This window comes from Stenotrophomonas sp. YJH_SMC_81 (genome assembly GCF_059370875.1).
The window spans coordinates 179,642-204,639 of sequence record NZ_JCAFUB010000006.1 but is presented as its reverse complement, the minus strand read 5'-3'; the positions used below and the strand labels follow the sequence as shown (position 1 = coordinate 204,639).

Below are 24,998 nucleotides of genomic sequence, written 5' to 3'. Positions count from 1 at the left end.
CGAGCTAAACTTCCTAAATCAACATTAGCGGAGCTTAATTCGATGCGTATCGATCATGCCCAGCTGCGCGCCCTGGCCGCGGTGATCCGCGAAGGCAGCTTCGACCGCGCCGCGCAGTCGCTGAATGTCACGCCCTCGGCCATCTCGCAGCGGGTCAAGGCACTGGAGGACCGGATCGGCCGCCTGCTGGTCAAGCGCGGCACGCCGGCCACCGCCACCGCCGAGGGGCAGCTGCTGGTGCAGCTGGCCGAGCAGACCGCCCTGCTCGAACACGATGCGCTGCACCGGATGGGCCTGGCCGACGAGGATCTGCCCCAGGCCAGCATCCCGGTGGCGGTGAACCACGACAGCCTGGAAACCTGGTTTCCGCAGGCGGCCCACCAGTTCGCGCAGAGCACCGGCACCACCTTGGACCTGCGTGTGGAAGACCAGGACCACACGGTGGAGCTGCTGCGCCAGGGCACGGTGCTGGGCGCGGTGACCACCCTGGACGAGCCGGTGCAGGGCTGCCAGATCCATGCGCTGGGCAGCATCCGCTATGCAGCGACCTGCACCCCCGAATTCCGCGAACGCCACTTCGCCAAGGGCGTGACCGCGCAGGCGCTGGCGCAGGCCCCGGTGCTGGTGTTCAACCGCAAGGACGAAATGCAGTCGCGCTTCGCCCGGCGCATGGCCGGCGACGACCTGCCCAGCACCGCACCGACCTGGTGGATTCCCTCCACCCGGGCCTTCGTGCAGGCCAACCTCGGCGGACTGGGCTGGACCATGAACCCGCTGCCGCTGGTCAAGCGCCACCTGGACGCAGGCCGCCTGGTCTACGTGCGCCAGCGCGCGTGGGAAGACGTGCCGCTGTACTGGCAACACTGGAAAGGCGACGTGCAGACCATGGCTCTTCTGACCCGCGCGGTGCTGGATGCGTCCTCGGCGCTGATCCGGCGCAAGCGCTGAGCTGCACAGCGACAAGGGCGTGGAGGGATCAAGTCGCTTCCGCCGTGCAGGCCGTATGGCCTGATACGACTTGATCCCCGGCGTCCCCTTTTTCGGCGCGTGACCGGGGTCCGTTCCGGGGCGCCCGGTTGTGCCAGCATCGCAGCACCCGACACGGAGCGCCGCGATGCAGACCGATCCGCTGTTCCTGCACATCCGGGTGGTGATGGGCATCATCCTCGGCCTGTCGATTACCACCGTGCTCAAGGGCCTGGCGCAGATCATCGAGCATCCGCAGCGCCGCGGCTGCTCGGCCCTGCACCTGGGCTGGGTGGCGTGGACGCTGATATCGCTGGTGACCTTCTGGTGGTGGGAGTTCCGCCTCATCGAGGTGCACCGCTGGACGTTTGAAACCTACCTGTTCGTGATCGTGTACTGCGCGACCTGGTTCCTGCTGTGCGCGCTGCTGTTTCCCGACGACCTGCGCGAATACGGCAGCTACGGGAACTATCTCATGCAGCGCCGGCGCTGGATCTTCAGCGTGATTGCTGCACTGACCCTGCTCGACCTGGTCGATACCGCCATCAAGGGCAGCAGCCGCTGGAAGCTGCTGGGAGCCGCGTACCCGTTGCATGCCGTGTTGATGCTGGCGGTGGCGGTGCTCGGCTGGCGACTGCGCAGCCAACGCACACAGCTGCGCCTGGTGCTGGCAACGCTGGCGTACCAGATCGGCTATTTCGCCGTGGAATACTTCACCGTCGGCAGTGACTGACCCGGCTGCCTGCACTCCCGGGAAACGCCTTCGACGCCCCGCGGCCGGGCGGCATCGGCATCCGCAGGGACGGCCGCGTCGCCGGGCATGGCCTGGCGCTATGGTAGAGGACCGCCGACCGGATGCTGCGTTGCATCAAAAACGGACCGGATCCGGTTAGAATCGCACCTGGATGCGGCAAGGCGTTGTTTCTTCACGCCCTTTCCCTGCCCCACGCGCATCCTGACCCCTTCCCCTCCGCCAACGATCCCGCCCCCATGAAGAAATTTGGCAAGGCTCTTCTCGCCCTGCTCGTGCTGCTGTTGCTGGCCGCCGCGCTGTTCCTGTACTGGCCGCTGACCCAGCGCTCGGTGCCCGCCGCCAGCAACGACAAGCCCGTCGATGTGGTGCTGGTCGGCGCCGGCATCATGAGCATTACCCTGGCCACCTACCTGCAGGAACTGCAGCCGGACTGGAACATCCAGGTCTACGAACGCCTCGACGGCGTCGCCGGTGAAAGCTCCGACGGCTGGAACAACGCCGGCACCGGCCATTCGGCGTTCGCCGAACTGAACTACACCCCGGAACTGCCCGATGGCAGCATCGAGACCAAGCGCGCGGTCGGCATCGCCGAATCGTTCGAGGTCTCGCGCCAGTTCTGGTCGCACCAGGTGAAGGAAGGCCGGCTGAGCCAGCCCAGCGACTTCATCAACCCGACGCCGCACATGAGCTTCGTCTGGGGCGATGACAACATCGCCTACCTGCACAAGCGCCAGCAGGCGCTGGTGAAGAACCCGCTGTTCTACGGCATGCAGTACTCGGAAGATCCGGCACAGATCAAGCAGTGGGCGCCGCTGCTGATGGAAGGCCGCGACCCGAAGCAGAAGGTGGCCGCGACCTGGATGCCGCTCGGTACCGACGTCAACTTCGGTGTGATCACCCGCCAGCTGACCGCCGGCCTGCAGCGCAGCCCGAACTTCAGCCTGCACCTGAACCATGAAGTGACCGCGCTGCGGCAGAACGCCGACAAGAGCTGGAACGTGACGGTGAAGGATCTCAAGGCCGGCACCGAAACCACCACCCACACCCGCTTCGTCTTCATCGGTGCCGGCGGCGCCGCGCTGAAGCTGCTGCAGATGTCCGGCATTCCGGAGTCGAAGGACTATGCCGGCTTCCCGGTCGGTGGCCAGTTCCTCGCCTTCCAGGGCCAGGACGTGACCTCGCGCCATGGCGTGAAAGCCTACGGCATGGCCGAGACCGGTTCGCCGCCGATGTCGGTGCCGCACCTGGATGCGCGCAAGCTGGACGGCAAACCGGTGGTCCTGTTCGGGCCGTTTGCGCTGTACAGCACCAAGTTCCTCAAGCACGGCTCGTGGTGGGACCTGTATTCCTCGGTGACCCACAACAACGTTGGCCCGATGCTGGAAGTGGGCAAGGACAACCTGGACCTGGTGCAGTACCTGATGGGCCAGGCGCGCCTGAACGATGCCGACCGCCAGGCCGAACTGGTCAAGTACTTCCCCAATGCCAAGCCGGGTGACTGGAAGCTGGTCACCGCCGGCCAGCGCGTGCAGATCATCAAGCGCGATCCGCTGAAGGGCCCGGTGCTGCAGTTCGGTACCGAGATCGTGACCGACAAGGACCACACCATCGCCGCACTGCTCGGCGCGTCGCCGGGCGCGTCGACCTCGCCGCCGATCATGCTGGACCTGATGGCCAAGGCCTTCCCGGACCAGATGAAGGCCGGTTGGGAAACCCGCCTGCGCGAGATCGTGCCGTCGTATGGGCGCAAGCTCAACGACAGCCCGGCGCTGGTGAACGAGATCCGTACGCTGACCAGCCAGACCCTGCACCTGCCGTACCTGGAGGTGCCGGTGGATGCGAACGCGGCGGTGCCGGCTCCGGCCGCTGCGGCTCCGGCTCCGGCGAAGGAAAAGCGCAATGCCAATGAGGAACTGCAGGCTCTGTAAGCCCGCGCGTTCCTTCGATGCAGACGGACGGCCACCTTCGGGTGGCCGTTCTCGTCTGGGCGGGCCACCGGATGTAGAGCCGAGCCTGCGCTCGGCTGCTCTTCGCGGCTGCCAACAGCCGAGCATGGGCTCGGCTCAACAGGAAGCCTGCTGGATGCCGGAAAGCCTCTACGTAATGACGCGAATTGTAATCTTGTTAAGAATTATTTACATTTGAGTCCTGCGCAGTGATCGCGCCTCTCCAGAAGGACCTGACCGTGCCCGAAGCCGCCGCCCCGGGTGCTGGACGACTGTTGCCGCCCTTCCCCGTTTCCAAGCCTCGAGCCCACCATGCCCCTGCCTGTCCGTAACCGCCTGCCCCGCCGCGCGCTGCTGCCGGCTGCCCTGCTTTCGTCGCTGACCCTGCTGGTCACGCCCGCCGCGTTCGCCGCCACCGATGCCGCCGCCGATGCCAAGACCCTGGACCGGGTCAGCGTCCGGGCCGAGCGGTCCGCTCCGCCGGCCAGTACCACGCGCCTGCCGATCACCCTGCAGGAAACCCCGCAGTCGGCCACCGCGATCAGCCTGCAGCGCCTGCAGGACGAATCACTGTTCAGCATCAACGATGTGATGCGCAACGTGACCGGCGTCAGCGTGTCCTTCTATGACACGCAGCGCCCGCTGTACTACGCGCGTGGCTTCGCCATCACCGACTTCCAGGTCGACGGCATTCCCACCTACAGCGGCTCCACCAACCAGGAATACGACACCGCCTTCTACGACCGCATCGAAGTGATCCGCGGTGCCAACGGCCTGCTCAGCGGCGCCGGCGTGCCGTCGGCCACGGTCAACCTGCTGCGCAAGCGCCCCGGCAAGGAATTCGACGCGTCGTTCGCGGTCAGCGCCGGCAGCTGGGACTACCGCCGCATGGAAGCCGATGTCACCGCGCCGCTGACCGATGACGGCCGTTTCCGCAGCCGCGTGGTCGCCGCCTACACCGATCGTGGCCTGTATTACGACCGTTACGACGAGAACAAGATGGCCGGCATGGCGGTGCTGGAAGGCGATGTCACCGACAGCACCACCCTCACCCTCGGCTACCAGACCCAGGACAACAACCCGACCGGTTCGACCTGGGGCACCGTGCCGTTCTTCGACAGCCAGGGCAATTTCGCCCATCTGCCGCGCTCGACCAACCTGTCGCCGAAGTGGAGCTACTGGAAGCGCGAGAGCAACACCGCCTTCGCCAACCTGGAACAGCGCTTCGGCGACAACTGGCTGCTGAAGATCAACACCGCCTACACCCGCGGCAACGTGCAGAACGTGCGCCTGTACGGCACCGGCAACCCGGACCCGGTGACCGGCTCGGGCATCTTCCTGCGTGCGGCCGCCGGTGATTCGAAAGACACCCGCCGCAATGTCGATGCTTACCTGACCGGCAGCTTCCCGCTGTTCGGCCGCGACCACGACCTCACGGTCGGTGCCCAGTGGTCGGATCTGGAAGGGACCACGAACACCGTGGCGCTGAACTTCCCGAGCGACTGGGCAACGTGTGTCAGCGCCACGGGTGCACGCGAGCGCTGCTACTACATCCCCAACGTCTACAGCTGGAACGGCGATATCTCCGAGGTGACCTACCGCCGCACCGGCGCGCGCCGCGTGGCCAAGACCACGCAGAGTGGCGTCTATCTGGCCACGCGCCTGCACCTGGCCGATCCGCTGTCGCTGATCGCCGGTGCACGCCTGAGCCGGTGGGAAACCCTCACCCGCTCCTACAACGCCGCCGGCGCCTATACCGGCACCAGCGGTGCGTACAAGGTGAGCGATGAAGTCACTCCGTACGTGGGCCTGGTCTACGAGATCACCCCGAACGTGTCGGCCTATGCCAGCTACACCGAGATCTTCAATCCGCAGAACTACAAGGACCGCAACGAGAACCTGCTGGCGCCGGTGCAGGGCTCGAACCTGGAAGCGGGCATCAAGACGCAGTGGTTCGATGGCCGCCTGACCGCAAATGCCGCTGTGTTCGAGGCCAAGCAGGACAACTACGCGGTGCGTGACATGGGCGTGCCGGAGGGTTCGCTCAGCGACGGCAGCTCGGCCTACATCGGCGTCAACGGTACCAAGGCGCGTGGCTGGGAGATGGATATCAACGGCGAAATCCTGCCGGGCTGGACGGTCAATGCCGGCTACACCCACGTCAAGGTCACCCGCGCCGCCACCGACCTGCTGTACGCCAACCCGCCCAAGGACCTGCTGCAGCTCAACACGCAACTGCAGCTGCGCGGTGCGCTGGAACGCCTGAGCATCGGCGGTGGCCTGCAGTGGCAGAGCAAGGTGCAGGGCTACAACATCGCCTACCCGCTGGGCGGCACGGTGACCGTGAACCAGCCGGCGTACATGCTGGTGCAATTCAATGCCAACTACCGCATCAGCGACAGCTGGACCGCAACGCTGAGCGTGCGCAACGCGCTGGACAAGACTTACTGGGCCAACCTGGACTACAACAACTACGGCGAGCCGCGCTTCGTATCGGCCAGCCTGCGCTGGAAGTTCTGAGCCTCCTGCGAACCGGTGGGTGCCGACCGTTGGTCGGCACACCCCACACCCTGAATGGGCCCGCCTCCGCGCGGGCCCTTCTCTTTGCTGCACTGCAGGTTGTACCCACTTCGTAATTATGCCGTAATTATCCCAACACCCGTCGGAAGCCGGTCAATGAACCCGAGCTGGGATACGTTGGAACGCAGTCGCCAGGCCCGCCTGGAACGTGCCGCGCCGTGGGCCCGGGGACGCGAGGTCGCCAGCAGCGACGTCGGCGAGTTGCTGCACGCAGTGCTGGAGCCAGGCGACAAGGTCTGCCTGGAGGGCAACAACCAGAAGCAGGCCGATTTCCTCGCCCAGGCGCTGGCCGACCTCGACCCCGCCCGCGTGCATGACCTGCACATGGTGCAGTCGGTCCTCTCACTGCCCTCGCACCTGGACGTATTCGAGCGTGGCATCGCCTCGAAACTGGATTTCTCGTTCTCCGGCCCGCAATCGGTGCGACTGGCCAACCTGGTGGCCGAAGGGCGCATCCAGATCGGTGCCATCCACACCTACCTGGAACTGTTCGGCCGCTACTTCATCGACCTTACGCCGCGCGTAGCGCTGGTCGCCGCGCAGGCCGCCGACCGCCACGGCAACCTCTATACCGGGCCGAATACGGAAGACACTCCGGTGATCGTCGAAGCCACCGCCTTCGGTGGCGGCATCGTCATCGCCCAGGTCAACGAGATCGTTGACAGCCTCCCCCGCGTCGATGTTCCTGCGGACTGGGTCAACTTCGTGGTGCAGGCGCCGAAGCCGAACCATATCGAGCCGCTGTTCACCCGCGACCCTGCGCAGATCTCCGAAATCCAGGTACTGATGGCAATGATGGCCATCAAGGGCATCTACGCCGAGTACGGCGTGAATCGTTTGAATCACGGCATCGGCTTCGATACGGCCGCCATCGAACTGCTGCTCCCCACCTACGCCGAATCGCTCGGTCTGAAGGGAAAGATCTGCCAGCACTGGGCGTTGAACCCACACCCGGCACTGATTCCGGCGATCGAATCGGGCTTCGTCAGATCGGTGCATTCGTTCGGTTCGGAACTGGGCATGGAGAAATACATTGCCGCGCGGGGCGATGTGTTTTTCACCGGCGCCGACGGCTCGATGCGTTCCAACCGCGCGTTCTCGCAGACCGCAGGCCTGTATGCCTGCGACATGTTCATCGGTTCCACCCTGCAGATCGACCTGCAGGGCAACAGTTCCACTGCCACCCGCGACCGCATCGCCGGCTTCGGCGGCGCACCGAACATGGGCTCGGACGCGCGCGGCCGCCGCCATGCCAGCGAGGCCTGGATCAAGGCCGGCCGGCAGGCCGCACGCCCGGGCGAGATGCCACGCGGGCGCAAACTGGTGGTGCAGATGGTGGAAACCTTCCGCGAGCACATGGCCCCGGCATTCGTTGACCGCCTCGACGCCTGGGAACTGGCCGAACGCGCGAACATGCCGCTGCCGCCGGTGATGATCTACGGCGACGACGTCAGCCATGTGCTGACCGAGGAAGGCATCGCCAACCTGCTGCTGTGCCGCACCCCCGAGGAGCGCGAACAGGCGATCCGTGGCGTGGCCGGCTATACCGCCGTGGGCATCGGGCGCGACCGCGCGATGGTGGAGAACCTGCGCGACCGCGGCGTGATCCGCCGTCCCGGTGACCTCGGCATCTCCGTGCGCGATGCCAGCCGTGACCTGCTGGCGGCGCGTTCGGTGAAGGACCTGGTGCGCTGGTCCGGCGGTCTGTACGACCCGCCCAAGCGCTTCCGCAACTGGTAAGGGGCTGAGCATGGAAACCCTCGACTATCGATTCGAAGGCCGCACCGACGTCCCCTTCGCGCGCGATGCGGTGCTGGTGGGCGTGCTGGCGTCGGGCAACCTGGAAATCCTGCTGGAACCGGCGGCGCAGCAGGGCGCGATGACGGTGCGCGTCATCACCGCCGCGCAGGGCTTCGGCAGCATCTGGCAGGCGGTGATCAACGACTTCGCACAACGTCATCCGCTGCGCGATGTGCGCGTCTCGATCAACGACGCCGGTGCAACCCCGGCCGTGGTCAGCCTGCGCCTGGACCAGGCCGTGGAAACCCTGCTGGCCGGAGGCGCGCCATGAACCACGTACAGCGCCACAGCTATTACGAAGCCGATGCGCGCGAGCGCATCGCCGGGCTGGTCGACGCCGGCTCGTTCCACGAGTTCCTCGGCCCGGCGCGACGGATGATGAGTCCGCACCTGGCCCAGCTCGACCAGCCGGCCGCGTTCGACGATGGCATCGTCGTCGGCGAGGCCAGGCTGCAGGGCAAACACGTGCTGCTGGCCGCACAACAGGGTGAATTCATGGGCGGCGGCGTGGGCGAAGTGCATGGCGCCAAGCTGACCGGGCTGCTGCGCCGTGCAGCGCACACCCGCCCTGACGGCGTGCTGCTGCTGCTCGATACCGGCGGCGTGCGGCTGCACGAAGCCAATGCGGGCCTGATTGCGATCTCCGAGATCATGCGCGCCACCCTGGACGCGCGTGCAGCGGGCGTGCCGGTGATCGCGCTGATCGGCAGCGGCAACGGCGCCTTCGGTGGCATGGGCATCGTTGCCCGCTGCTGCACCACGGTCATCATGTCCGAGGAAGGCCGGATGTCGCTGTCCGGACCGGAGGTGATCGAAACCGTTCGCGGCGTGGAAGAGTTCGACTCACGCGATCGCGCGCTGGTCTGGCGTGTGACCGGTGGCAAGCACCGGTACCTGATCGACCAGGCGCAGGTGCTGGTGCCCGATGCCCTTGAAGCATTCGCGCTGGCCGCGCGCGACGCGCTGCACCCCGATGCGGGCAGCACTGACCCGGATGCTGCACTGGCCGCATTGCAGGAACGCCATGCGGCCTTGAAGGCGCGCGTGCGGGCCTGGGGCGATTGCCGCGATGGCCTGGAGATCTGGGCGCGGCTGGGCATTGCCCACCCCGAACGCCTGCCACTGCTCGACACCGATGAATTCCTCACCGCCACCGGCGACCGGAGCCTGCCATGAGCATGCCGTTGCAGACACTGCTCGATGCCCTGTTTCCGCATGGGCATGCCATTGCGGTGAGCGATTCGGTGCTGACCGGCAGCGCCACCACCGACAACGGCGATGTGACTGTGATCGGCACCGCCAACAAGCTCGAGGTGGGCGTGGACCACGCACTGGCACTGGCCGAGACGGTGCTGGCCAGCACCGCCGCGCATCCGCAGCAACCGATCGTGATGCTGGTCGACACCGCCGGCCAGCGCCTGGCACGCCGCGACGAACTGCTCGGCATCAACGGCTGTTTCGCGCACCTGGCGCAGACGCTGGATCTCGCGCGTCGACGTGGCGCCCGACTGGTCACGCTGGTCTACGGTGAATCCGTCAGTGGTGGCTTCCTCTCGTTCGGGCTGATGGCCGACCACATCCATGCCCTGCCGGATGCGCAGGTGCGGGTGATGGACCTGCGCGCGATGGCCCGGGTGACCAAGCAGCCGCTGGATAAACTGCAGGCGCTGAGCCAGACCTCACCGGTGTTCGCACCGGGCGTGGAGAACTACGTGGCGATGGGTGCGGTGGAATCGTTGTGGGAGGGCAATCTTGCCCAGCACCTTCTGCAGGCCCTGCGCACGCCCGCCCATGGCGACCGCCGCGCAGTGCGCGGAGCCGAACGTGGCGGGCGCATGCTTGCCGCACGCGTGGCTGAAGCCGTGAGCCAGGGCGATGCCTGAGCGGCTGCCCCGACATACGCTGGTCTGGCTGTCAGCGCACGCCGGCTGGCAGGCGGACATCGCCGCGCATGAGTCGCGCTTGGCCGACTGGTTTGCACAGGGCCGGCCGGCCATCGTCGCGCGACGTGCCGCCGACGATGCCGATCCACGCCTGCGTCTCGGCGTGCCGCTGCCGCCCGCCGAGGGCAAACTGCGCCTGGGCCTGCGCGTGCCAGCACACGATGTGCTGCGCACCACACCGCCGCCGGCACTCCAGGCGGTGCTGAAAGGCGACGTTCCGCAGGACTGGCGGCGGCCCCTTGAAGTGCTGCAGAACATCGCTGAGGCGCGCGTATTCGGTGCCTTCGCGTGGCAGCACCTTACTGGCCTGCGCTATGTGCACGCGCGCTCGGACGTCGATCTGCTGTGGCCGATCGACACCACCGCGCAGGCCGATGCCCTGGCTGCACGGCTACAGGCATGGGAAGCCGAACACGACCGGCGGGTCGATGGCGAGCTGTGCCTGGGCGGCGACGCCGCCGTGAACTGGCGGGAGTACGCCGGACGCAGCCGCGAGGTACTGGTCAAGCGCCTCGATGGTGCCGCACTGGAACTACGCGATGCGATGTTCGCCTCCGCCGGGGTGAGCGCATGACCGCCGTCGTGCAATCGGCAGTCAGGCCGGCAGCTGCCGTGGACAGCGCGCGCCTGGGGCGCCTCGCCGTCGCCAGCCTGCATGCGGAGCTGGCGCTGGCGCCCAAGCCCGGACTGGTCACGCCATTCGACAGCGGCAGCCATCACGACATGGACGCCGGCACATTCCTGCGCAGCCTGTTCGCGCTGCGCCACTATTTCACCGCCGTGGCCTGCCTCGGTGCAGCCGGGGCGGACTTCGACGCCTTGCGCCGATGTGGCATCGCAGCCGAAATCGCGATGCTGCGCGCAACCGCCGGCGTCAATACCCATCGTGGCGCGGTCTTCAGTCTCGGCCTGCTGGTGGCGGCCGCCGCGGCCTGTCGCTCCCGCCTGGGCCATGCCGCCACGGGTGAGCAGGTCTGCCAGGAAGTGCGCCGCTGGTCTGCCGAGCTCGCCGACGCACCTCTGGATGCGAACAGCCCTGGCCAGCGCGCGCGCGCACGGCACGGCGTGCAGGGTGTGCGCGAACAAGCGGCCGCCGGCTATCCGCTGCTGCGCGGCGTGGCATTGCCTACCATGCGTCACGCGCTGGCCAGCGGCCTGCCACGCGAGGCCGCGATGTGCCAGACCCTGATGCAGCTGATCGCGTGCGTGGATGACCTCAACCTGCTGCACCGTGGCGGCACCGACGGCCTGCGCTGGGCCCAGCGGCAGGCCCGCACCTTCCTGGACGCGGGCGGCACCTTCGCGCCGGACTGGCGGACACATCTGCGTCGCATCGGTGATGGCTTCGTCGCGCGCCGGCTGAGCCCAGGCGGCAGCGCAGACCTGTTGGCCTGCAGCGGGTTCCTGCTGCTGCAGGAGCGCGCATGAGCCTGGCCCTGCTCTGCCCCGGCCAAGGCGCGCAGCACGCAGCGATGTTCGACCGCGTGCGCGATCTTCCGGCCGCGCGCCACACCCTTGATCGGGCCAGCACGGTGCTCGGCCGCGATGTGTTTTCCGCCGCGGTGGCCGACGACCGTTTCGACAATGCGCAGGCGCAACCGCTGCTGTGCGCGGCCACTCTGGCTCAGTGGCAGGGGTTGCGCGACAACGTGCCAACGCCGACGCTGGCCGCCGGCTACAGCATCGGCGAGTTGGCTGCGCATGCCATCGCCGGCAGCTTCGATGCGGCCACCTGCCTTGCCCTGGCGGCGCAGCGCGCGCAGTTGATGGACGGCGCCAGCCCCGCCGATGCAGGCCTGCAGGCGGTACTTGGCCTGGAGCGCCATGTACTGCAGCCACTGTGCGATCTGCACGGTGCGTACGTGGCCATCGCCAATGGGCAGGACCATTTCATCGTGGGCGGCACGCACGCCGCATTGCAGCGGCTGGCCGGTGCCGCACGGGCGCAGGGTGCCGGCATCCGTCCGCTGGCGGTGCACGTGCCTGCCCACACGCCGTTGCTGGCGGCGGCGGTCGCACCGTTCGCTGCCGCACTCGATGCCTCGCCGCTGCAAGCCCCACGCCTGCCGCTGCTGGCCGGCATCGATGCGCGGCCTGTGCGTGATCGTGCCACGGTGGTGCACACGCTGTCGGCGCAGCTGGCGCAGAGCATCGAATGGGCGCAGGTGATGCGCCAGGCCTTCGAGCGCGGCGCGCGGGTGTTCCTGCAGCTGGGCCCGGGCAACGCACTGGCGCGCATGGTCGCGCCGTCCTATCCGTGCTGCGAAGTGCGCGCGGTGGAAGAGTTCCAGAGCCTGGAAGGCGCCGCGGCGTGGGTCCGCAGTGCGCTGGAGCGGCTGCAGTAACGGGTTCCAGCAGTACGTATCACGCATCACGCAGTACGTCGCCTTAACCCGGGATGGCGGGTCTCCATCCGCGCTGTACGTGAGCCACGTGTCTGGGAGGGCGCATGAGTCCACAAATCGCAACGATCATCGGCCTGGTGATCATGTTCATCGTCGCCACGGCGATGCCGATCAACATGGGCGCGGTCGCCTTTGCGCTGGCCTTCATCATCGGCGGGCTGTGGGTCGACATGGGCGGCAAGGAGGTTTTGGCCGGCTTTCCCGGCGATCTGTTCCTGACCCTGGTCGGCATCACCTACCTGTTCGCCATCGCGCAGAAGAACGGCACCATCGACCTGCTGGTGCACTGGGCGGTGAAAGTGGTGCGTGGCCATATCGTGGCCATTCCGTGGGTGATGTTCGTGATCACCGCGGTGCTCACCGCGTTCGGTGCGCTGGGCCCGGCGGCGGTCGCGATCATCGGCCCGGTCGCGCTGCGCTTTGCCAAGCAGTACAACATCAACCCGCTGATGATGGGCCTGCTGGTCATCCATGGTGCGCAGGCCGGCGGCTTCTCGCCCATCAGCGTGTACGGCAGCATCACCAACGGCGTGGTGCAGAAGGCTGGGCTGGAAGTGACCGAGATGGCAGTGTTCCTGACCAGCCTGGGCTTCAACTTCATGATGGCGACGATCTGCTTCTTCGCCTTCGGTGGCATCGCCCTGCTGCGTCGCGGCTCGATCACCGCGGCAGGAACGATCGGCAATGCCGAACTGGCGATGGCCGGTGGCCCGCAGGCGTCGTCGCGCCAGTTCGCGATCGAAGGCCATGGCGCGCTGGTCGCAGCAGGCGGCGGCACGCTCAGCAATGATCCGGCGGCACTGGATGCGGTGGGCCTGACCCGCGAACGGTTGTTCACCCTGATCGGCCTGCTCGGCCTGGGCGTGGCCGCGCTGATCTACAACCTCAACGTCGGCCTGGTCTCGATCACCGTCGCGGTGGCGCTGGCGCTGCTGTCGCCACAAAGCCAGAAGGGCGCGGTCGATGGCATCAGCTGGTCCACCGTGCTGCTGATCTGTGGCGTGGTGACCTACATCGGCGTGCTGGAACATGCCGGCGCGGTGGACTTCATCGGCAATGGCGTGTCCGACATCGGCATTCCGCTGCTCGGCGCGCTGCTGGTCTGCTACGTCGGCGGCATCGTCTCCGCATTCGCCTCGTCGGCCGCAGTGCTGGGCGCCACGATTCCGCTGGCGGTGCCGTTCCTGATGCAGGGTCACCTCAGCGCCGCCGGCGTGATCTGCGCGCTGGCGGTGTCGTCCACCATCGTCGATGTCAGCCCGTTCTCCACCAATGGCGCACTGGTGGTGGCCTCGGCAGCCAAGGAGGAACGCGAGACCCTGTTCCGCCGCTTCCTGGTCTACAGCGGACTGGTGGTGGCGCTTGGACCGCTGCTGGCCTGGCTGGTATTCGTGGTGCCGGGCTGGATGTAACTACCCAACGGTAGTGCCGGCCGCTGGCCGGCAATCCCATGAAGCCATCCAGCGATCATGGGTTGCCGGCCAGCGGCCGGCACTACCTGGCGGTACACTTCCTCCATGGCCATTGCCCCTGCCCCGCGGTCACCGAAGAAGCGCGCACCTCTGTATGAAGAGGTGGCCGACCACGTGCGCGAGCGCATCTACGACTATCGGCTGCCGCCGGGCGAGTGGATCGACGAGCCCGCGCTGTGCGAAGAACTGGGCATCAGCCGCACGCCGCTGCGCGAGGCGTTGAAGCTGCTGGCCGCCGAAGGCCTGGTACAGATCGACGCAGGTCGTGGCAGCCGGGTCACCCGGTTGACGCTGGAAGACCTCAACCAGCTGTTCCCGGTAATGGCCATGCTGGAAGGCCGTTGCGCGCATGAGGCGGTGCAGCACATCGACGATGCCGGTGTGCAACAACTGGAGGCCCTGCATGCGGCGATGGAAGCGGCGGCGGCCGAGGGCAACATTGCCGAGTACTATCGCAACAACTACCTGATCCACGAAACCGTGCAGCATTACGCGGGCAATCCGTGGCTGATCCGCATCACCCACGACCTGCACCGCATCCTGAAGATGCATCGCGGCCGCCAGCTGCTGACCCCGGGCCGCACGGCGCAGTCGCTGGCCGAACACCGCGAGTTGATGGAGTGCTTCCGCCGCCGCGATGCGCAGGCTGCCGAACGCACCATGGAGCGCCATCTGCTCAGCCAGGGCCAGGCATTGGCCGCCTATGTGGCAGCGGGCGGGCTGTTGAACGTGCCAGCGCCCTTGCCGACCAAAGGCGGCGGTTGAGCGGATGAGGTTGCCGGCCAGCGGCCGGCACTACCCAGCCGAGGTCACGCCCTGGTAGTGCCGGCCGCTGGCCGGCATCCTGGAACATCTCGTCAATCGCCACCACCGCAGCTGCCGCCGTCACCGCTGCCACCGTCGCTGGCGCAGTCGGAGCTGCTGTGGCTGTGATGGCTGTAGCTGTCGCCGGATTGGCCGCCCGGATGATCGTAGCCACCGCCGAAACTGTTGTCGCCCCGGATCCCGGAGCCATCGGCCGTAGCCACCGCCATGCACAGGATGGCGCCGACCAGCGGCAGCAGCCAGACCATCAGCAACTGCACCGTCCGACCGCCCGTCGACAGCCCATCACGCCTGCCGATCACCACGGTAGCCACCACGTTCAAGCCCAGCACCAGCAGGACCAGCAGAAGGGCAACGATCAGCATTCGGCGACACCATGCCTGGACTGGGGGCATTATGGCCTGCCACCCCGGCAATGGCCCTGCCTGTCATGAAGATGGGACAATGTGGGGGTGTGCCGGCCTGCCCCTGGCCGCCGGCGCCCCTCGCACCACACGGAAGAAGAAGAACAACAACATGCTGAAAGTCATTTTCGATACCGACCCGGGCGTCGACGACGCCCTGGCCCTGCTGTACCTGCACAAGCACGCCCAGATCGACCTGATCGGTGTCACCACCACCTTCGGCAATGCCTCGGTGGAGTCGACCACGCACAACGCGCTGTACCTGAAGCAGGCCTGGGGCTTCGCCGCCCCGGTCGCGCGCGGTGCCGACGGCCCGCTGCAGCCGGAAGCCACCCCGGAAGCGTGGCCGGTGCACATCCACGGCCACAACGGCCTGGGCAACCACCCGGTGCCGGCCAGCCTGGACGTGGCCGCCGATGCCCGCCCGGCCCATCAGCTGATCATCGATCTGGTCCGCGCCCATCCGGGCGAAGTGACCCTGGTCGCGGTCGGCCGCATGACCAACCTGGCCCTGGCCCTGCAGCAGGCCCCGGACATCGCCGGCCTGGTACGCGGCGTGGTGATCATGGGCGGCGCCTTCCACGTCAACGGCAACATCACCCCGGCCGCCGAGGCCAATATCTGGGGCGATGCCGAAGCCGCCGACGTGGTGTTCACCGCCAGCTGGCCAGTCACCGCGATCGGCCTGGACGTGACCACCCGCGTGGAAATGGACCGTGACGGCCTGGATAAGCTGGCCACCATCGGCGGTGCCGACGCCGAGCTGGTCCGTGCGCTGTCGCAGGATTACGTGGACTTCTACCTGCAGGCCGGCCACAAGGGCATGGTCGTGCATGACTGCTGCGCGTGCATCGCGCTGACCCGCCCGGAACTGTTCCAGTTCGAGCGCGCCAGCGTGCGCGTGGCCACCGACGGCGTCGCCCGCGGCATGACCATTCCCAAGCCGGAAGGCCTGGCATTCGGCCCCAGCGTGTGGGACGGCCACGTGGTGCAGTCGATCGCCATCGGTGTGGATGCGGCCGCGGTACTGGCCGACATCGAGCAGACCCTGAAGGTCTGACCGGCTAGCGTCTGGCCCTGCCCGGGACCGTCTCGGGCAGGGTCCACAGCACCGGCAGCACCAGCACCGCCACCAGCGCGATCATCGCGCCCGGCGCCGCCGCCCAGCCGCTGCGCTCCACCCACCATTGCGCCAGCCATGGCGTTGCCCCGCCGAAGAAGGCAGTGGCCATTGTTACTCCCAGTGCCAGGCCGCTGACCCGGCCTTCGCCTGGGAACTGCTCAGCCGTGGCCGGGGCCGCCACCGCGCTTACACCGCCGGCCACGCAGGCCAGCAGCACCGCCGCCAGCACGATGCCCAGCGCCGTTGCCTGTGCCATCCACGCAAACAGGGACAGCGGCAGCAGCGCTGCCAGCACGGTCAGGCCCAACAACACCGGACGTCGTCCGATGCGGTCCGACAATGCGCCACACAGGGGCGTGATCGCGATCACTGCCACCGCCGCGATCGTCGACAGCCACAGTGCGTCACCCTCATCGTGGCCCTGCGCGTGCAGGAATGCAGGCACATAGGTGATGCCCACGTAGTAAGTGATCGATCCCAGCGCCGAAATCGCGAACGTGCGCGCCACCGCCAACGGATGATGCTGCAGCACATGCCGCAGTGGTGTGGCGGGAATGCTGCCTTCGCGGCGCTGGCGCTCGAACTCCGGCGACTCGTGCATGCCCGAACGCGCAATCAGGATCACCAGCGCAAGCGCAGCGCCGACGAGGAACGGAATCCGCCAGCCCCAGCTGTCCAGCTGCGGTGTGGGCAGCAGCGCGACGGTAAGTGCAGAGATCGCCACCGCCAGCAGGGCGCCCACTTCGCTGGCGGCCGAGGCCAATGACGTAACCAGGCCGCGTCGGCGCGCCGGTGCGCTTTCCAGCAGGTACGCCACCACGCCGGTATATTCGCCGCCCACCGAGAACGCCATCACGCAGCGCAGCACCAGCAGCAGCACGCCGGCCGTGGCGCCTGCGGTGGCCGCGGTCGGCAGCAGCGCAGTGGCCAGCATTGCCGCTGCCATCAACGCCATCGACGCAAGCAACATCCATCGCCGGCCGAGCCGGTCACCCAGGTGACCAAAGCACAGCGCGCCCAGCGGACGCATAAGGTAGGACACGGCGAATCCGGCCAAGGTGACCAGCAGCGCCTGCTCGCCACCGCCGAAGAACACCCGCGACAGCACCGTGGCGAAGTACAGGTACAGGGTGAAGTCGTACCACTCCACCACCGTGGACAGGCCGGCCACCCACATAGAGCGCTGTCGCGCCACAGTCATCGCGTATTCGCCTTCAACAGCCTCGATCCCGGTTGGGCAGGTTCGGCGCAGCGTGGCATGGATGGGGTGAAATACCGGTCATCGGCTATCGGTTGCCTGCATGTACTGGGCTTCATGGCCGCTGAAGCGCTCACTGTCAAAGCCGAAGCAGAAGCGTCCTTGCTGGAACACAAGGCCGAGCAACTCAGCCCGGCAGCTGCAGCTCCGCCCGCAGGCCGCCGCCCTCGCGGTTGTGCAACCGCAGCGAGCCACCCAGCGACTGCGCCAGCTGCACCGCGATGGCCAGGCCCAGGCCGGTCCCGCCGGTATCGCGGTTGCGCGAGCTTTCCAGCCGGTGGAACGGCGCCAGCACTGCCTGCAGCTGGCCCTCGGGAATACCGGGGCCACGGTCGGAAATGCTGATCCACACCCTTCCGGCCTCATCGCGACCCGCCTCGATCTCGGCGGCGCCGGCGTAGCGCAATGCGTTGTCGACCAGATTGCCGACCACCCGGCGCAGCGGCTGCGGCCAGGTCTGTACGACCAGCCCAGCGGGCGCACCGCCAGTGACCGGCTTGCCCATGTCCTCGTAGTCGCCGACCACACTGGCGAGGAACGCGCCCAGGTCCATCGACACCGGCGCGCCAGCGGCGACGTGGCTGCTGCGCGCATAGGCGACGCCCTCGCGCACCAGTTGCCCAAGGTGATCGAGATCATTCAGCAGGCGCTGCTGGGTAGCGTCTTCCGGCAAGGTCTCCACCCGAAGCTTCATGCGCGTGATGGGGGTCTGCAGGTCATGCGAGATCGCGGCCAGGATCTGCAGGCGTTCACTGACATGGCCACGAATGCGTGCCTGCAGTGCATTGAGTGCGGCCGCCGCGCCGCTTACTTCCGCAGGACCATCTTCAGGCAGTGCAGGCCCGTCCTTGCCCGGCTGCAGATGCTCCACCGCATGCGACAGCTGCTGCAGCGGGCGCAGGGCCAGGCGCACGGCCAGCCACGCGCACACCAGCAGCAGCGCCAGCTGCACCAGCAGCACGGCGGGCAGCCAACGTGCCAGCGGCAGGCCCGACGGGGTGACTTCAATGGTCAAGGGTGTGCCGTCGTGCAGGCGCAGTTCCACCTCAAACCGCTCCGGCAGGCGAGCCACCTGGCGCGCCTGCAACCGATAGCGGTGCCGCAGGCTGTCGTCGATGATCGCCGTGACCTGGCGCGCACGATCGGTCTGCAGCCCCGGCCCGGGCGCGGCTGGACGCAACAGGTAGCGGTAAGTGCGTCGTTCCAACCGTGGTACCCAGGCATCGCGCTGGTCTGCGGGCAGGTGCTCCAGCAGTGCGACACTCACCGCCACATCCTCGTCGAGGTTGCGCAGCATCATGCTGCGGGTGGACTGGTAGCGTTCGAAAAAGAGCAAGCCGAAGGACAGCGCGTGGGCCAGGGTGAGTCCGCCCAGCAGGACCAGCAGCAGCCGCGCCGACAGCGTGCGCGGCCAGCGTGGATGGCGTGCGCCGGCGCTCATTCGTCCGGCCCCAGCAACTGCACCGGCACGCTGAACACATAGCCTTCGCTGCGCACGGTCTTGATGTAAGTCGGCTCGCGCGCGTCGTCACCCAGTCGCTGGCGCACGCGGCTGACCAGCAGGTCAATCGAGCGATCGAACAGTTCGGCATCGCGGCCCTGGGTGAGGCTGAGCAGCTGGTCGCGGCTGAGCACCCGATTGGCGTGGTCGAGGAACACGCGCAACAGGCGGAACTCGGCGCCGCTGAGCGGATACGCGGTCCCCTGTGCGTCCAGCAAGTGGCGCGCGGTGGTATCCAGGCGCCACTCGCCGAAGGCGAGCTGGCGCCCGGCCTCGCTCACCTGCAGGTTCGGCGGCAGCATCTGCGTGCGACGGATCACCGCATTGATGCGTGCCAGCAGCTCGCGCGAAGAAAAGGGCTTGGTCACGTAGTCGTCAGCGCCCATTTCCAGGCCGATGATGCGATCGGTTTCGTCATCGCGGGCGGTCAGCAGCACGACCGGCACCGCACGATGCTTGCCGGCGCGCAGGTTGCGGCACAGGCTCAGGCCGTCCTCGCCTGGCATCATCACGTCCAGCACCACCAGATCCACCGCATGGGTATCCATCAGCGCGCGCATGGCCCGGCCACCGTCGACCTGGCTGACACGCAAACCGTTGCGCAGCAGGTAGTCGGCCAGCATCTGGCGGATCTCGCTGTCATCGTCGACGACCAGGATGTGCGGTACATGGTTCATTGCGTTCTCGATGAAGACGGAGGTCAGGGCCGCGCTGCGCGGCCATGGTAGCGCGGCTCAAGGGCTGGCCAGCAGGCGCTGGATCTCGCTTTCGGTACGTGCGTAGTCGCCCTCGCCGTAATGGCGGTAGACCACCCGCCCCTGCCGGTCGAGCAGGTACAGTGCGGGCCAGAAGCGGTTGCCCCAGGCGTTCCAGATCCGGTACTGGTTGTCCTGCACCACCGGCCAGGTGATGTCCAACCGTGCGATGGCCCTGCGCACGTTGCCGGGCAGCCCTTCATGGGCGAACTCCGGCGTATGCACGCCGATCACCTTCAGGCCCTGCGACGCGTACCTGGCATTCCACTGGTGGACATACGGCGCCACGTTGAGGCAGTTGCTGCAGGTATAGGTCCAGAACTCGACCAGCACCACCTGCCCCCGCAACTGCTTCAGTGTGAGCGGTGGGCTGTTGTGCCAGGGCCCGCCACCGTCGAACCCGGCAGCGGGAAGGGCCTGTGCCGGCTGCGCATCGGCCTCCGGGTTGGGCCAGGCCAGCAACAACGCTGCTCCGCCGAGCAGGCCCAGCAGCAACGGCAGTGCGTACCCTCGCAGTGCGGTCATCGTTCAGCCCCCCTGCTCGGCCAACGGCAGTTCAGCGGGCTTCACCCCTGCCGCCTCCAGGATGCTGTCGGCTACCTGCGCCGGATGCGAAAGCAGCGACACATGGCTGCTCCCGATCGATTGCAGCTGTGCACCGATGCGACGTGCGGTCGCGGCCTGCAGCTGTGGCGACAGCATGCGGTCATCACGGCTGAGCACGTACCAGCTCGGCTTGCTGCGCCAGGCCGCCATGTTCACCACCTCGCCCAGCGCGCTGGCCTTCAACGGGACCTGCGTGCTGTACAGCAGTGCTGCCGACTTTTTCATTACGTCCGGCGCGAAGTCCTGGGCGATGGCATCGGCCGGCAACGTCAGGTAGCCATCCCTCTCCTGCAGCCGGGCCAGGCCCGGCCCGACCGGGAAGCCTTCGCCCTGTTGCGCCGAAGACTGCCCTGCATCCGGTGCGAAGGCCGCCACGTACACCAGCGCCTGCACCTTCGGGTCATTGCCCGCTTCGGTGATGACCGTGCCACCCCAGCTGTGGCCGACCAGCACCACCTTGCCGGGCGCGGCGGCAATCGCGCGGCGGGTGGCGGCCACATCGTCGGCCAACGACGTGAGCGGGTTCTGCACCGCCACCGCCGGCAGCTTCCAGTCGTGCAGCGTGGTGATGACCTTGCTCCAGCTGGAGCCGTCGGCGAAGGCACCGTGCACCAGGATGACGGTGGGCGGTGCAGCGGTATCGGCCTGGGTGGCGAAGGCCGGGGCGGCAGCTCCGGCCAGGGCGAGAGCGGCGGCAAGCGAGGAGATACGGATCACGGGTGACACTCCGGTGTTGGGAGTGGTCATTTCCGCCTGCCGGTGTATCGGCGCTGTTTCTTCGCGGCGCGGAGTTGTAACGGACTGTAGGGCGCAGGCGGGTTTCTACAGTGGGATACATTCTGGCGCCGGCCTGGCCGGGCGCTACTGGGTGGATACCGTTCCACGCACGCGTGCGCGCAACGCATCGATGTGCATCCACGCATCGTCTTTGTATCCGACTGTACGAAACCCCGGCTGCGGCCACAGTCGCTGACAAAACCCCGGGCAACGGCACACGTTGCCGATACCTGCGCCGCCTGGAATGGCCTCCATCGACCACTGGCCCGCAGGAAACCACCATGATCAGCACCGCCTCTTCCGTGTATACCCCCGCCTGGACGCCGTCGGCCGCTGGCTCTCGCCATTGGCGCTTCGCACGCTGCTGGCCTGGGAGTTCTTTGAGTCCGGCCGCGAGAAGCTGGGCGGCCAGAACTGGTTCGCCGAGCTGGAAGGTCGCTTCCCGTTCCCGTTCTCCACCCTGCCCGCATCGTTGAACTGGCAGCTGGCCACCTGGCTGGAACTGGTGGGTGCGGTGATGCTGCTGCTCGGCCTGGCCACGCGCTCGGTGGCCTACGTCTTCTGGGTGTTGACGGTGGTCGCCATCGCCGCCGTGCACTGGCCCGACCAGTGGAGCGGCCTGGGTGAACTCTGGCAGGGCTATGCGATCACCGACCAGGGCTATGGCAACTTCAAGCTGCCGTTGCTGTTCCTGGCCATGCTGCTGCCATTGATCCTCAACGGCGGTGGCGCGCTCAGCGTGGACCGGCTGCTGGTCGGCCCACAGCATGCCCCCGTCGGCGATGACGGCCTGGGCTGGGGCGTCAGCCTGATCGCCCTGTTGCTGCCGGTTGCCGCGCTGTTGCCCGGCATCGGCTTCGGCGGCGCCCTGCTTGGTGGCGTGCTGCTGCTGGGCTACGCGCTGCGCCGTCGTCGCACCGCCTGACCTGCTTCGCCCCTTCCCGCGCTTCCTCCTTTCGTTTCCGTCGCCTTCAGGCGACGTCCATCCCGCACGCCTGGCGTGCCATCCCCAAGGAGTCACTACCATGTCCGTCTCGACCAAGAACACCCCCTCCTCCCGCCTGCCGCGCATTGGTGCCATCGGCATCGCCCTGGCCGGTGGCCTGCTGCTGGCCGGCCAGGCCGCAGCGATCCAACCGCTGGCGATCAGCGCCGTCGCCATGAGCGCCGCCGCCGAAGGCAAGTGCGGCGAAGGCAAGTGCGGGGCCAACAAGGCCACCACCGGCAAGCCCGCCGGCAAGGCCAAGGTGGCCGAAGGCCAGTGTGGCGAAGGCAAGTGCGGCGATGCCTCGTTTGCCCGCACCGACCGTGACCACGACGGCAAGGTCTCGCGTGCCGAGTTCAACGCGGTGGCCGCCAAGTGTGCCGCCGAGTTCGACCGCATCGACACCGACCACGACGGTTACATCAGCGAACAGGAAGCGCACGACTACCTGCGCAGCGTCTACACCGCCAACGGCAAGCCGATGCCGAAGGGCCTGTTCTCCCGCGTTGCCGATTGATCGACGTCCAACCGGCGCTGCCTTCAAGGCGGCGCCCTCTCTCTGGAGCATCCGCCATGTCCCTGCCCTTCAATGCCGCCGGCCTTGGCCTGCGCCGTGGCCTGATCGACGAACTGCTGGCAATGCCGGCCAGTGCCATCGACTTCCTCGAAGTCTCCCCTGACAACTGGATCGGCGTCGGCGGTGCACACGGCGCCGCGCTGCGCCAGCTCAGCGAGCGCCATCCCCTGACCTGCCACGGCCTGTCGCTGGGAGGTCCTGATCCGCTGGACCGCACCCTGCTGGCACAGACCCGTGCCTTCCTCGACCTGCACCAGGTGCAGCTGTACAGCGAACACCTGAGCTACTGCGCCGCCGGCGGACATGTCTACGACCTGCTGCCGCTGCCGTTCACCGCCGAAGCCGTACACCATGTCGCCAGTCGCATCGCCCAGGTGCAGGACATGCTGGGCCGGCGCATCGCCGTGGAGAACATCTCCTACTACGCCGTTGCCGGCGCGGACATGAGCGAGATCGACTTCATCAACGCCGTGCTCGCCGAAGCCGACTGCGACCTGCTGCTGGACGTCAACAACGTCTTCGTCAACGCCTGCAACAACGGTTACGACGCCTTCGAATTCCTGGCCTGCGTGCCGTCCCACCGTGTCGCCTCGCTGCATGTGGCCGGCCATTTCGATGAAGACGATGGCTTCAAGATCGATACCCACGGTGCCCCGGTGAAAGGCGTGGTCTGGGCGCTGTTGCGCGAGGCCTATGCGCGGGTCGGCGTGCGCCCGACGCTGCTCGAACGCGACTTCAACTTTCCGCCGCTGGCGGAGTTGCTGACCGAGGTTGCACAGATCCGCCAAGCGCAGGTCGAGGCACGTTCACCCGAGGTGGCCCATGGCTGAGTCGCTGGCTACCCTGCAACGGCGCTGGGCCGATCATGTGCGGGACCCAGCAATTGCCGCACCCGACGGCGTCGAGGCGGGCAGGCTGGCGGTATACCGCCGCCTGTGCATCGACAGCCTGGACACCCTGCTGGCCGGCAGCCTGCCGCGCCTGCAACAGCAGTTGGGCATGCCACGCTGGCGCGACACGGTGGAGCACTACTACGCCCGCCACGCCTGCCAGACCCCGTTGTTCCCACAGATCGCCGGCGAGTTCGCGACCTGGCTGGCAGTACAGGACACGCTGGCACTCCCGGCCTGGACAGCGGAACTGGCGCACTACGAGAGCTCGCAGCAGTCGCTGCACATTGAAGCACGTGACGCCGGGCGGTCCCTGCACCGCGTTCCCGAGGGCAGCGATGTGCTGGCGGTTTCGCCGCTGGTGCGGGTGCTGGGCTACCAGTGGCCGGTGCATGAGGACGAGGCCCTGGAACCGGTGCCGAGCGCTGCGCCCACGCTGCTGCTGATCCAGCGCCGCGCCGATTTCAGCCTGCAGGTCGAGCAACTGTCACCGCTGGCCTACGCGCTGCTATCAGCCTTCGGTGACGACGGCGCGCCGGTGGATGAGGCACTGCAGACGCTGTCCGAAACGCATGGCGTGGCAACGGACGCATTGCGCGTGGCCTGCGTGCCCGTTCTGGGCGAGCTGTGCATGGCGGGCGTGCTGGTTGTGCCGAACGATTGTTGAGGGTGCCGGCCAGCGGCCGGCACTACCTACTCATTGGCCGGCCAGCGGCCGGTGCTCCCCATTCCTGCTTCGAGGTCTCACCATGGCTGCTTCCAACACTTCCTTCCTGCACGGCTGGCGCCTGTTCGTGGCCATCGCCGTGGTCCTGATCGCATTCGCGCTGGCGGCCTTCGCCCTGTATCCCGATGCAGCCGAAGGCAGCCGTGCGGCGATCCGGATCACTGCACGCACATCGTTCCTGCTGTTCCTGGCGGCGTTCACCGCATCGTCGTTCGCCAGTCTTCTGCCCGGCCCGTTCACCCGGTTCCTGCTGCGCGAACGGCGCACCGTCGGTTTGTCCTTCGCGTTCTCGCACCTGCTGCATGCCATCGCCATCACCAGTTTCGGCATCCTCAACCCGGCGTTCTGGCCAGCACGATCCGCGCTGGCCAATCTTCCGGGCACGGTGGGCTACATCGCCATCCTGGCGCTAGCCATCACCTCGCATCGGGGGATCGCCCGCCGCATGGGCCCCACTGCTTGGCGTCGCCTGCACCTGTCCGGCATGTGGATCATCGCGGCGGTGTTCACCTACTCGTACTTCAAGCGCGTGCCAGGCAACTTCTGGTATGCGGTGCCGTCGGCACTGCTGTTCACCGCCTTCGTGGTGCGCTGGATCACCAAGCGGGCGCAGTCACTGCGCCGAAGCGCGCGTGCGCGGCCACCGCTGCGGAGTTCTCAAGGAGGCGGTTACTTGTAGAGCCGAGCCCATGCTCGGCTGCCTC

General features: G+C 67.4%; 25 protein-coding genes. 19 read left to right on the top strand and 6 right to left on the bottom strand.

Features of this window, described 5'->3' with window-relative positions; genetic code table 11:
- Nucleotides 1–42: 42 nt before the first annotated feature.
- The 13 genes from AC5P8U_RS14580 (at nucleotide 43) to AC5P8U_RS14520 (ending at nucleotide 14,631) form a co-directional block, all read left to right on the top strand.
- A complete protein-coding gene (locus AC5P8U_RS14580) occupies nucleotides 43–948 on the top strand; it encodes a LysR family transcriptional regulator ArgP (RefSeq protein ID WP_072168684.1) in 906 nt (301 codons plus the stop codon).
- A 166-nt stretch (nucleotides 949–1,114) separates the two neighbouring features.
- Nucleotides 1,115–1,699 carry a hypothetical protein gene (locus tag AC5P8U_RS14575; RefSeq protein ID WP_072168683.1) on the top strand — a complete coding sequence of 195 codons (585 nt, stop codon included), beginning with the start codon at nucleotides 1,115–1,117 and terminating at the stop codon, nucleotides 1,697–1,699.
- Between the two features lie 257 nt (nucleotides 1,700–1,956).
- Nucleotides 1,957–3,648 carry a malate dehydrogenase (quinone) gene (gene mqo, locus AC5P8U_RS14570; RefSeq protein ID WP_072168682.1) on the top strand — a complete coding sequence of 564 codons (1,692 nt, stop codon included), beginning with the start codon at nucleotides 1,957–1,959 and terminating at the stop codon, nucleotides 3,646–3,648.
- Between the two features lie 330 nt (nucleotides 3,649–3,978).
- Complete coding sequence (locus tag AC5P8U_RS14565) at nucleotides 3,979–6,186, top strand: TonB-dependent siderophore receptor (protein ID WP_088496415.1); 2,208 nt, start codon at nucleotides 3,979–3,981, stop codon at nucleotides 6,184–6,186.
- A gap of 156 nt (nucleotides 6,187–6,342) precedes the next feature.
- Nucleotides 6,343–7,986, top strand: a complete 1,644-nt coding sequence (mdcA, locus tag AC5P8U_RS14560) for a malonate decarboxylase subunit alpha (protein ID WP_188241185.1) — start codon at nucleotides 6,343–6,345, stop codon at nucleotides 7,984–7,986.
- Between the two features lie 10 nt (nucleotides 7,987–7,996).
- Nucleotides 7,997–8,317 carry a malonate decarboxylase acyl carrier protein gene (gene mdcC / locus AC5P8U_RS14555; protein WP_065178127.1) on the top strand — a complete coding sequence of 107 codons (321 nt, stop codon included), beginning with the start codon at nucleotides 7,997–7,999 and terminating at the stop codon, nucleotides 8,315–8,317.
- On the top strand, nucleotides 8,314–9,222 hold the full coding sequence (locus AC5P8U_RS14550) for a biotin-independent malonate decarboxylase subunit beta (protein ID WP_111201158.1): 909 nt from the start codon (nucleotides 8,314–8,316) through the stop codon (nucleotides 9,220–9,222). Before mdcC ends, AC5P8U_RS14550 begins: the two co-directional genes overlap by 4 nt.
- Before the next feature lie 2 nt (nucleotides 9,223–9,224).
- Nucleotides 9,225–9,929 carry a biotin-independent malonate decarboxylase subunit gamma gene (gene mdcE / locus AC5P8U_RS14545; protein ID WP_065178163.1) on the top strand — a complete coding sequence of 235 codons (705 nt, stop codon included), beginning with the start codon at nucleotides 9,225–9,227 and terminating at the stop codon, nucleotides 9,927–9,929.
- Nucleotides 9,922–10,563 carry a malonate decarboxylase holo-[acyl-carrier-protein] synthase gene (gene mdcG / locus AC5P8U_RS14540; protein ID WP_188241186.1) on the top strand — a complete coding sequence of 214 codons (642 nt, stop codon included), beginning with the start codon at nucleotides 9,922–9,924 and terminating at the stop codon, nucleotides 10,561–10,563. Before mdcE ends, mdcG begins: the two co-directional genes overlap by 8 nt.
- The gene (mdcB, locus tag AC5P8U_RS14535) at nucleotides 10,560–11,417 is read left to right on the top strand and encodes a triphosphoribosyl-dephospho-CoA synthase MdcB (protein ID WP_227836623.1); all 858 of its coding nucleotides are present in this window, start codon (nucleotides 10,560–10,562) and stop codon (nucleotides 11,415–11,417) included. The genes mdcG and mdcB overlap by 4 nt, the downstream gene beginning before the upstream one ends.
- Nucleotides 11,414–12,334 carry a malonate decarboxylase subunit epsilon gene (gene mdcH, locus AC5P8U_RS14530; RefSeq protein WP_088496419.1) on the top strand — a complete coding sequence of 307 codons (921 nt, stop codon included), beginning with the start codon at nucleotides 11,414–11,416 and terminating at the stop codon, nucleotides 12,332–12,334. The genes mdcB and mdcH overlap by 4 nt, the downstream gene beginning before the upstream one ends.
- Before the next feature lie 104 nt (nucleotides 12,335–12,438).
- A complete protein-coding gene (locus AC5P8U_RS14525; protein ID WP_069139059.1) occupies nucleotides 12,439–13,806 on the top strand; it encodes an SLC13 family permease in 1,368 nt (455 codons plus the stop codon).
- A 105-nt stretch (nucleotides 13,807–13,911) separates the two neighbouring features.
- On the top strand, nucleotides 13,912–14,631 hold the full coding sequence (locus tag AC5P8U_RS14520; protein WP_353080151.1) for a GntR family transcriptional regulator: 720 nt from the start codon (nucleotides 13,912–13,914) through the stop codon (nucleotides 14,629–14,631).
- 92 nt (nucleotides 14,632–14,723) lie between these two features.
- Here AC5P8U_RS14520 and AC5P8U_RS14515 read toward each other — a convergent pair whose 3' ends face one another.
- A complete protein-coding gene (locus AC5P8U_RS14515) occupies nucleotides 14,724–15,056 on the bottom strand; it encodes a hypothetical protein (RefSeq protein ID WP_088496747.1) in 333 nt (110 codons plus the stop codon).
- Nucleotides 15,057–15,207: 151 nt separating this feature from the next.
- Between AC5P8U_RS14515 and AC5P8U_RS14510 the strand changes: the two genes are divergently transcribed.
- Nucleotides 15,208–16,155, top strand: coding sequence for a nucleoside hydrolase (locus tag AC5P8U_RS14510; protein ID WP_005415667.1), 948 nt, complete (start codon nucleotides 15,208–15,210; stop codon nucleotides 16,153–16,155).
- Between the two features lie 4 nt (nucleotides 16,156–16,159).
- Here AC5P8U_RS14510 and AC5P8U_RS14505 read toward each other — a convergent pair whose 3' ends face one another.
- From AC5P8U_RS14505 to AC5P8U_RS14485, 5 genes are all read right to left on the bottom strand, one after another.
- Complete coding sequence (locus AC5P8U_RS14505; protein WP_069139056.1) at nucleotides 16,160–17,419, bottom strand: MFS transporter; 1,260 nt, start codon at nucleotides 17,417–17,419, stop codon at nucleotides 16,160–16,162.
- A 184-nt stretch (nucleotides 17,420–17,603) separates the two neighbouring features.
- Nucleotides 17,604–18,917: a sensor histidine kinase gene (locus AC5P8U_RS14500; protein ID WP_447897590.1), complete on the bottom strand. Its 1,314-nt coding sequence runs from the start codon at nucleotides 18,915–18,917 to the stop codon at nucleotides 17,604–17,606.
- Nucleotides 18,914–19,654, bottom strand: coding sequence for a response regulator (locus AC5P8U_RS14495; protein WP_072168670.1), 741 nt, complete (start codon nucleotides 19,652–19,654; stop codon nucleotides 18,914–18,916). The genes AC5P8U_RS14500 and AC5P8U_RS14495 overlap by 4 nt, the downstream gene beginning before the upstream one ends.
- A 57-nt stretch (nucleotides 19,655–19,711) precedes the next feature.
- Complete coding sequence (locus tag AC5P8U_RS14490; protein ID WP_072168669.1) at nucleotides 19,712–20,257, bottom strand: redoxin family protein; 546 nt, start codon at nucleotides 20,255–20,257, stop codon at nucleotides 19,712–19,714.
- Between the two features lie 3 nt (nucleotides 20,258–20,260).
- Nucleotides 20,261–21,055, bottom strand: a complete 795-nt coding sequence (locus tag AC5P8U_RS14485) for an alpha/beta fold hydrolase (protein ID WP_072168668.1) — start codon at nucleotides 21,053–21,055, stop codon at nucleotides 20,261–20,263.
- A 406-nt stretch (nucleotides 21,056–21,461) separates the two neighbouring features.
- On the opposite strand from AC5P8U_RS14485, the gene AC5P8U_RS14480 reads away from it, so the two are divergent.
- The 5 genes from AC5P8U_RS14480 (at nucleotide 21,462) to AC5P8U_RS14460 (ending at nucleotide 24,973) form a co-directional block, all read left to right on the top strand.
- Nucleotides 21,462–22,040 (top strand): HvfX family Cu-binding RiPP maturation protein, encoded by a 579-nt coding sequence (locus tag AC5P8U_RS14480; protein ID WP_447897589.1) that lies wholly within the window; start codon nucleotides 21,462–21,464, stop codon nucleotides 22,038–22,040.
- A gap of 100 nt (nucleotides 22,041–22,140) precedes the next feature.
- Nucleotides 22,141–22,617, top strand: coding sequence for an HvfA family oxazolone/thioamide-modified RiPP metallophore (locus tag AC5P8U_RS14475; protein WP_447897588.1), 477 nt, complete (start codon nucleotides 22,141–22,143; stop codon nucleotides 22,615–22,617).
- 56 nt (nucleotides 22,618–22,673) lie between these two features.
- The gene (locus tag AC5P8U_RS14470; protein ID WP_447897587.1) at nucleotides 22,674–23,507 is read left to right on the top strand and encodes an HvfB family MNIO-type RiPP peptide maturase; all 834 of its coding nucleotides are present in this window, start codon (nucleotides 22,674–22,676) and stop codon (nucleotides 23,505–23,507) included.
- Complete coding sequence (locus tag AC5P8U_RS14465) at nucleotides 23,500–24,234, top strand: HvfC family RiPP maturation protein (protein ID WP_088496742.1); 735 nt, start codon at nucleotides 23,500–23,502, stop codon at nucleotides 24,232–24,234. The genes AC5P8U_RS14470 and AC5P8U_RS14465 overlap by 8 nt, the downstream gene beginning before the upstream one ends.
- A gap of 82 nt (nucleotides 24,235–24,316) precedes the next feature.
- Nucleotides 24,317–24,973, top strand: coding sequence for a ferric reductase-like transmembrane domain-containing protein (locus AC5P8U_RS14460; protein WP_088496741.1), 657 nt, complete (start codon nucleotides 24,317–24,319; stop codon nucleotides 24,971–24,973).
- The last annotated feature ends 25 nt before the right edge of the window (nucleotides 24,974–24,998 follow it).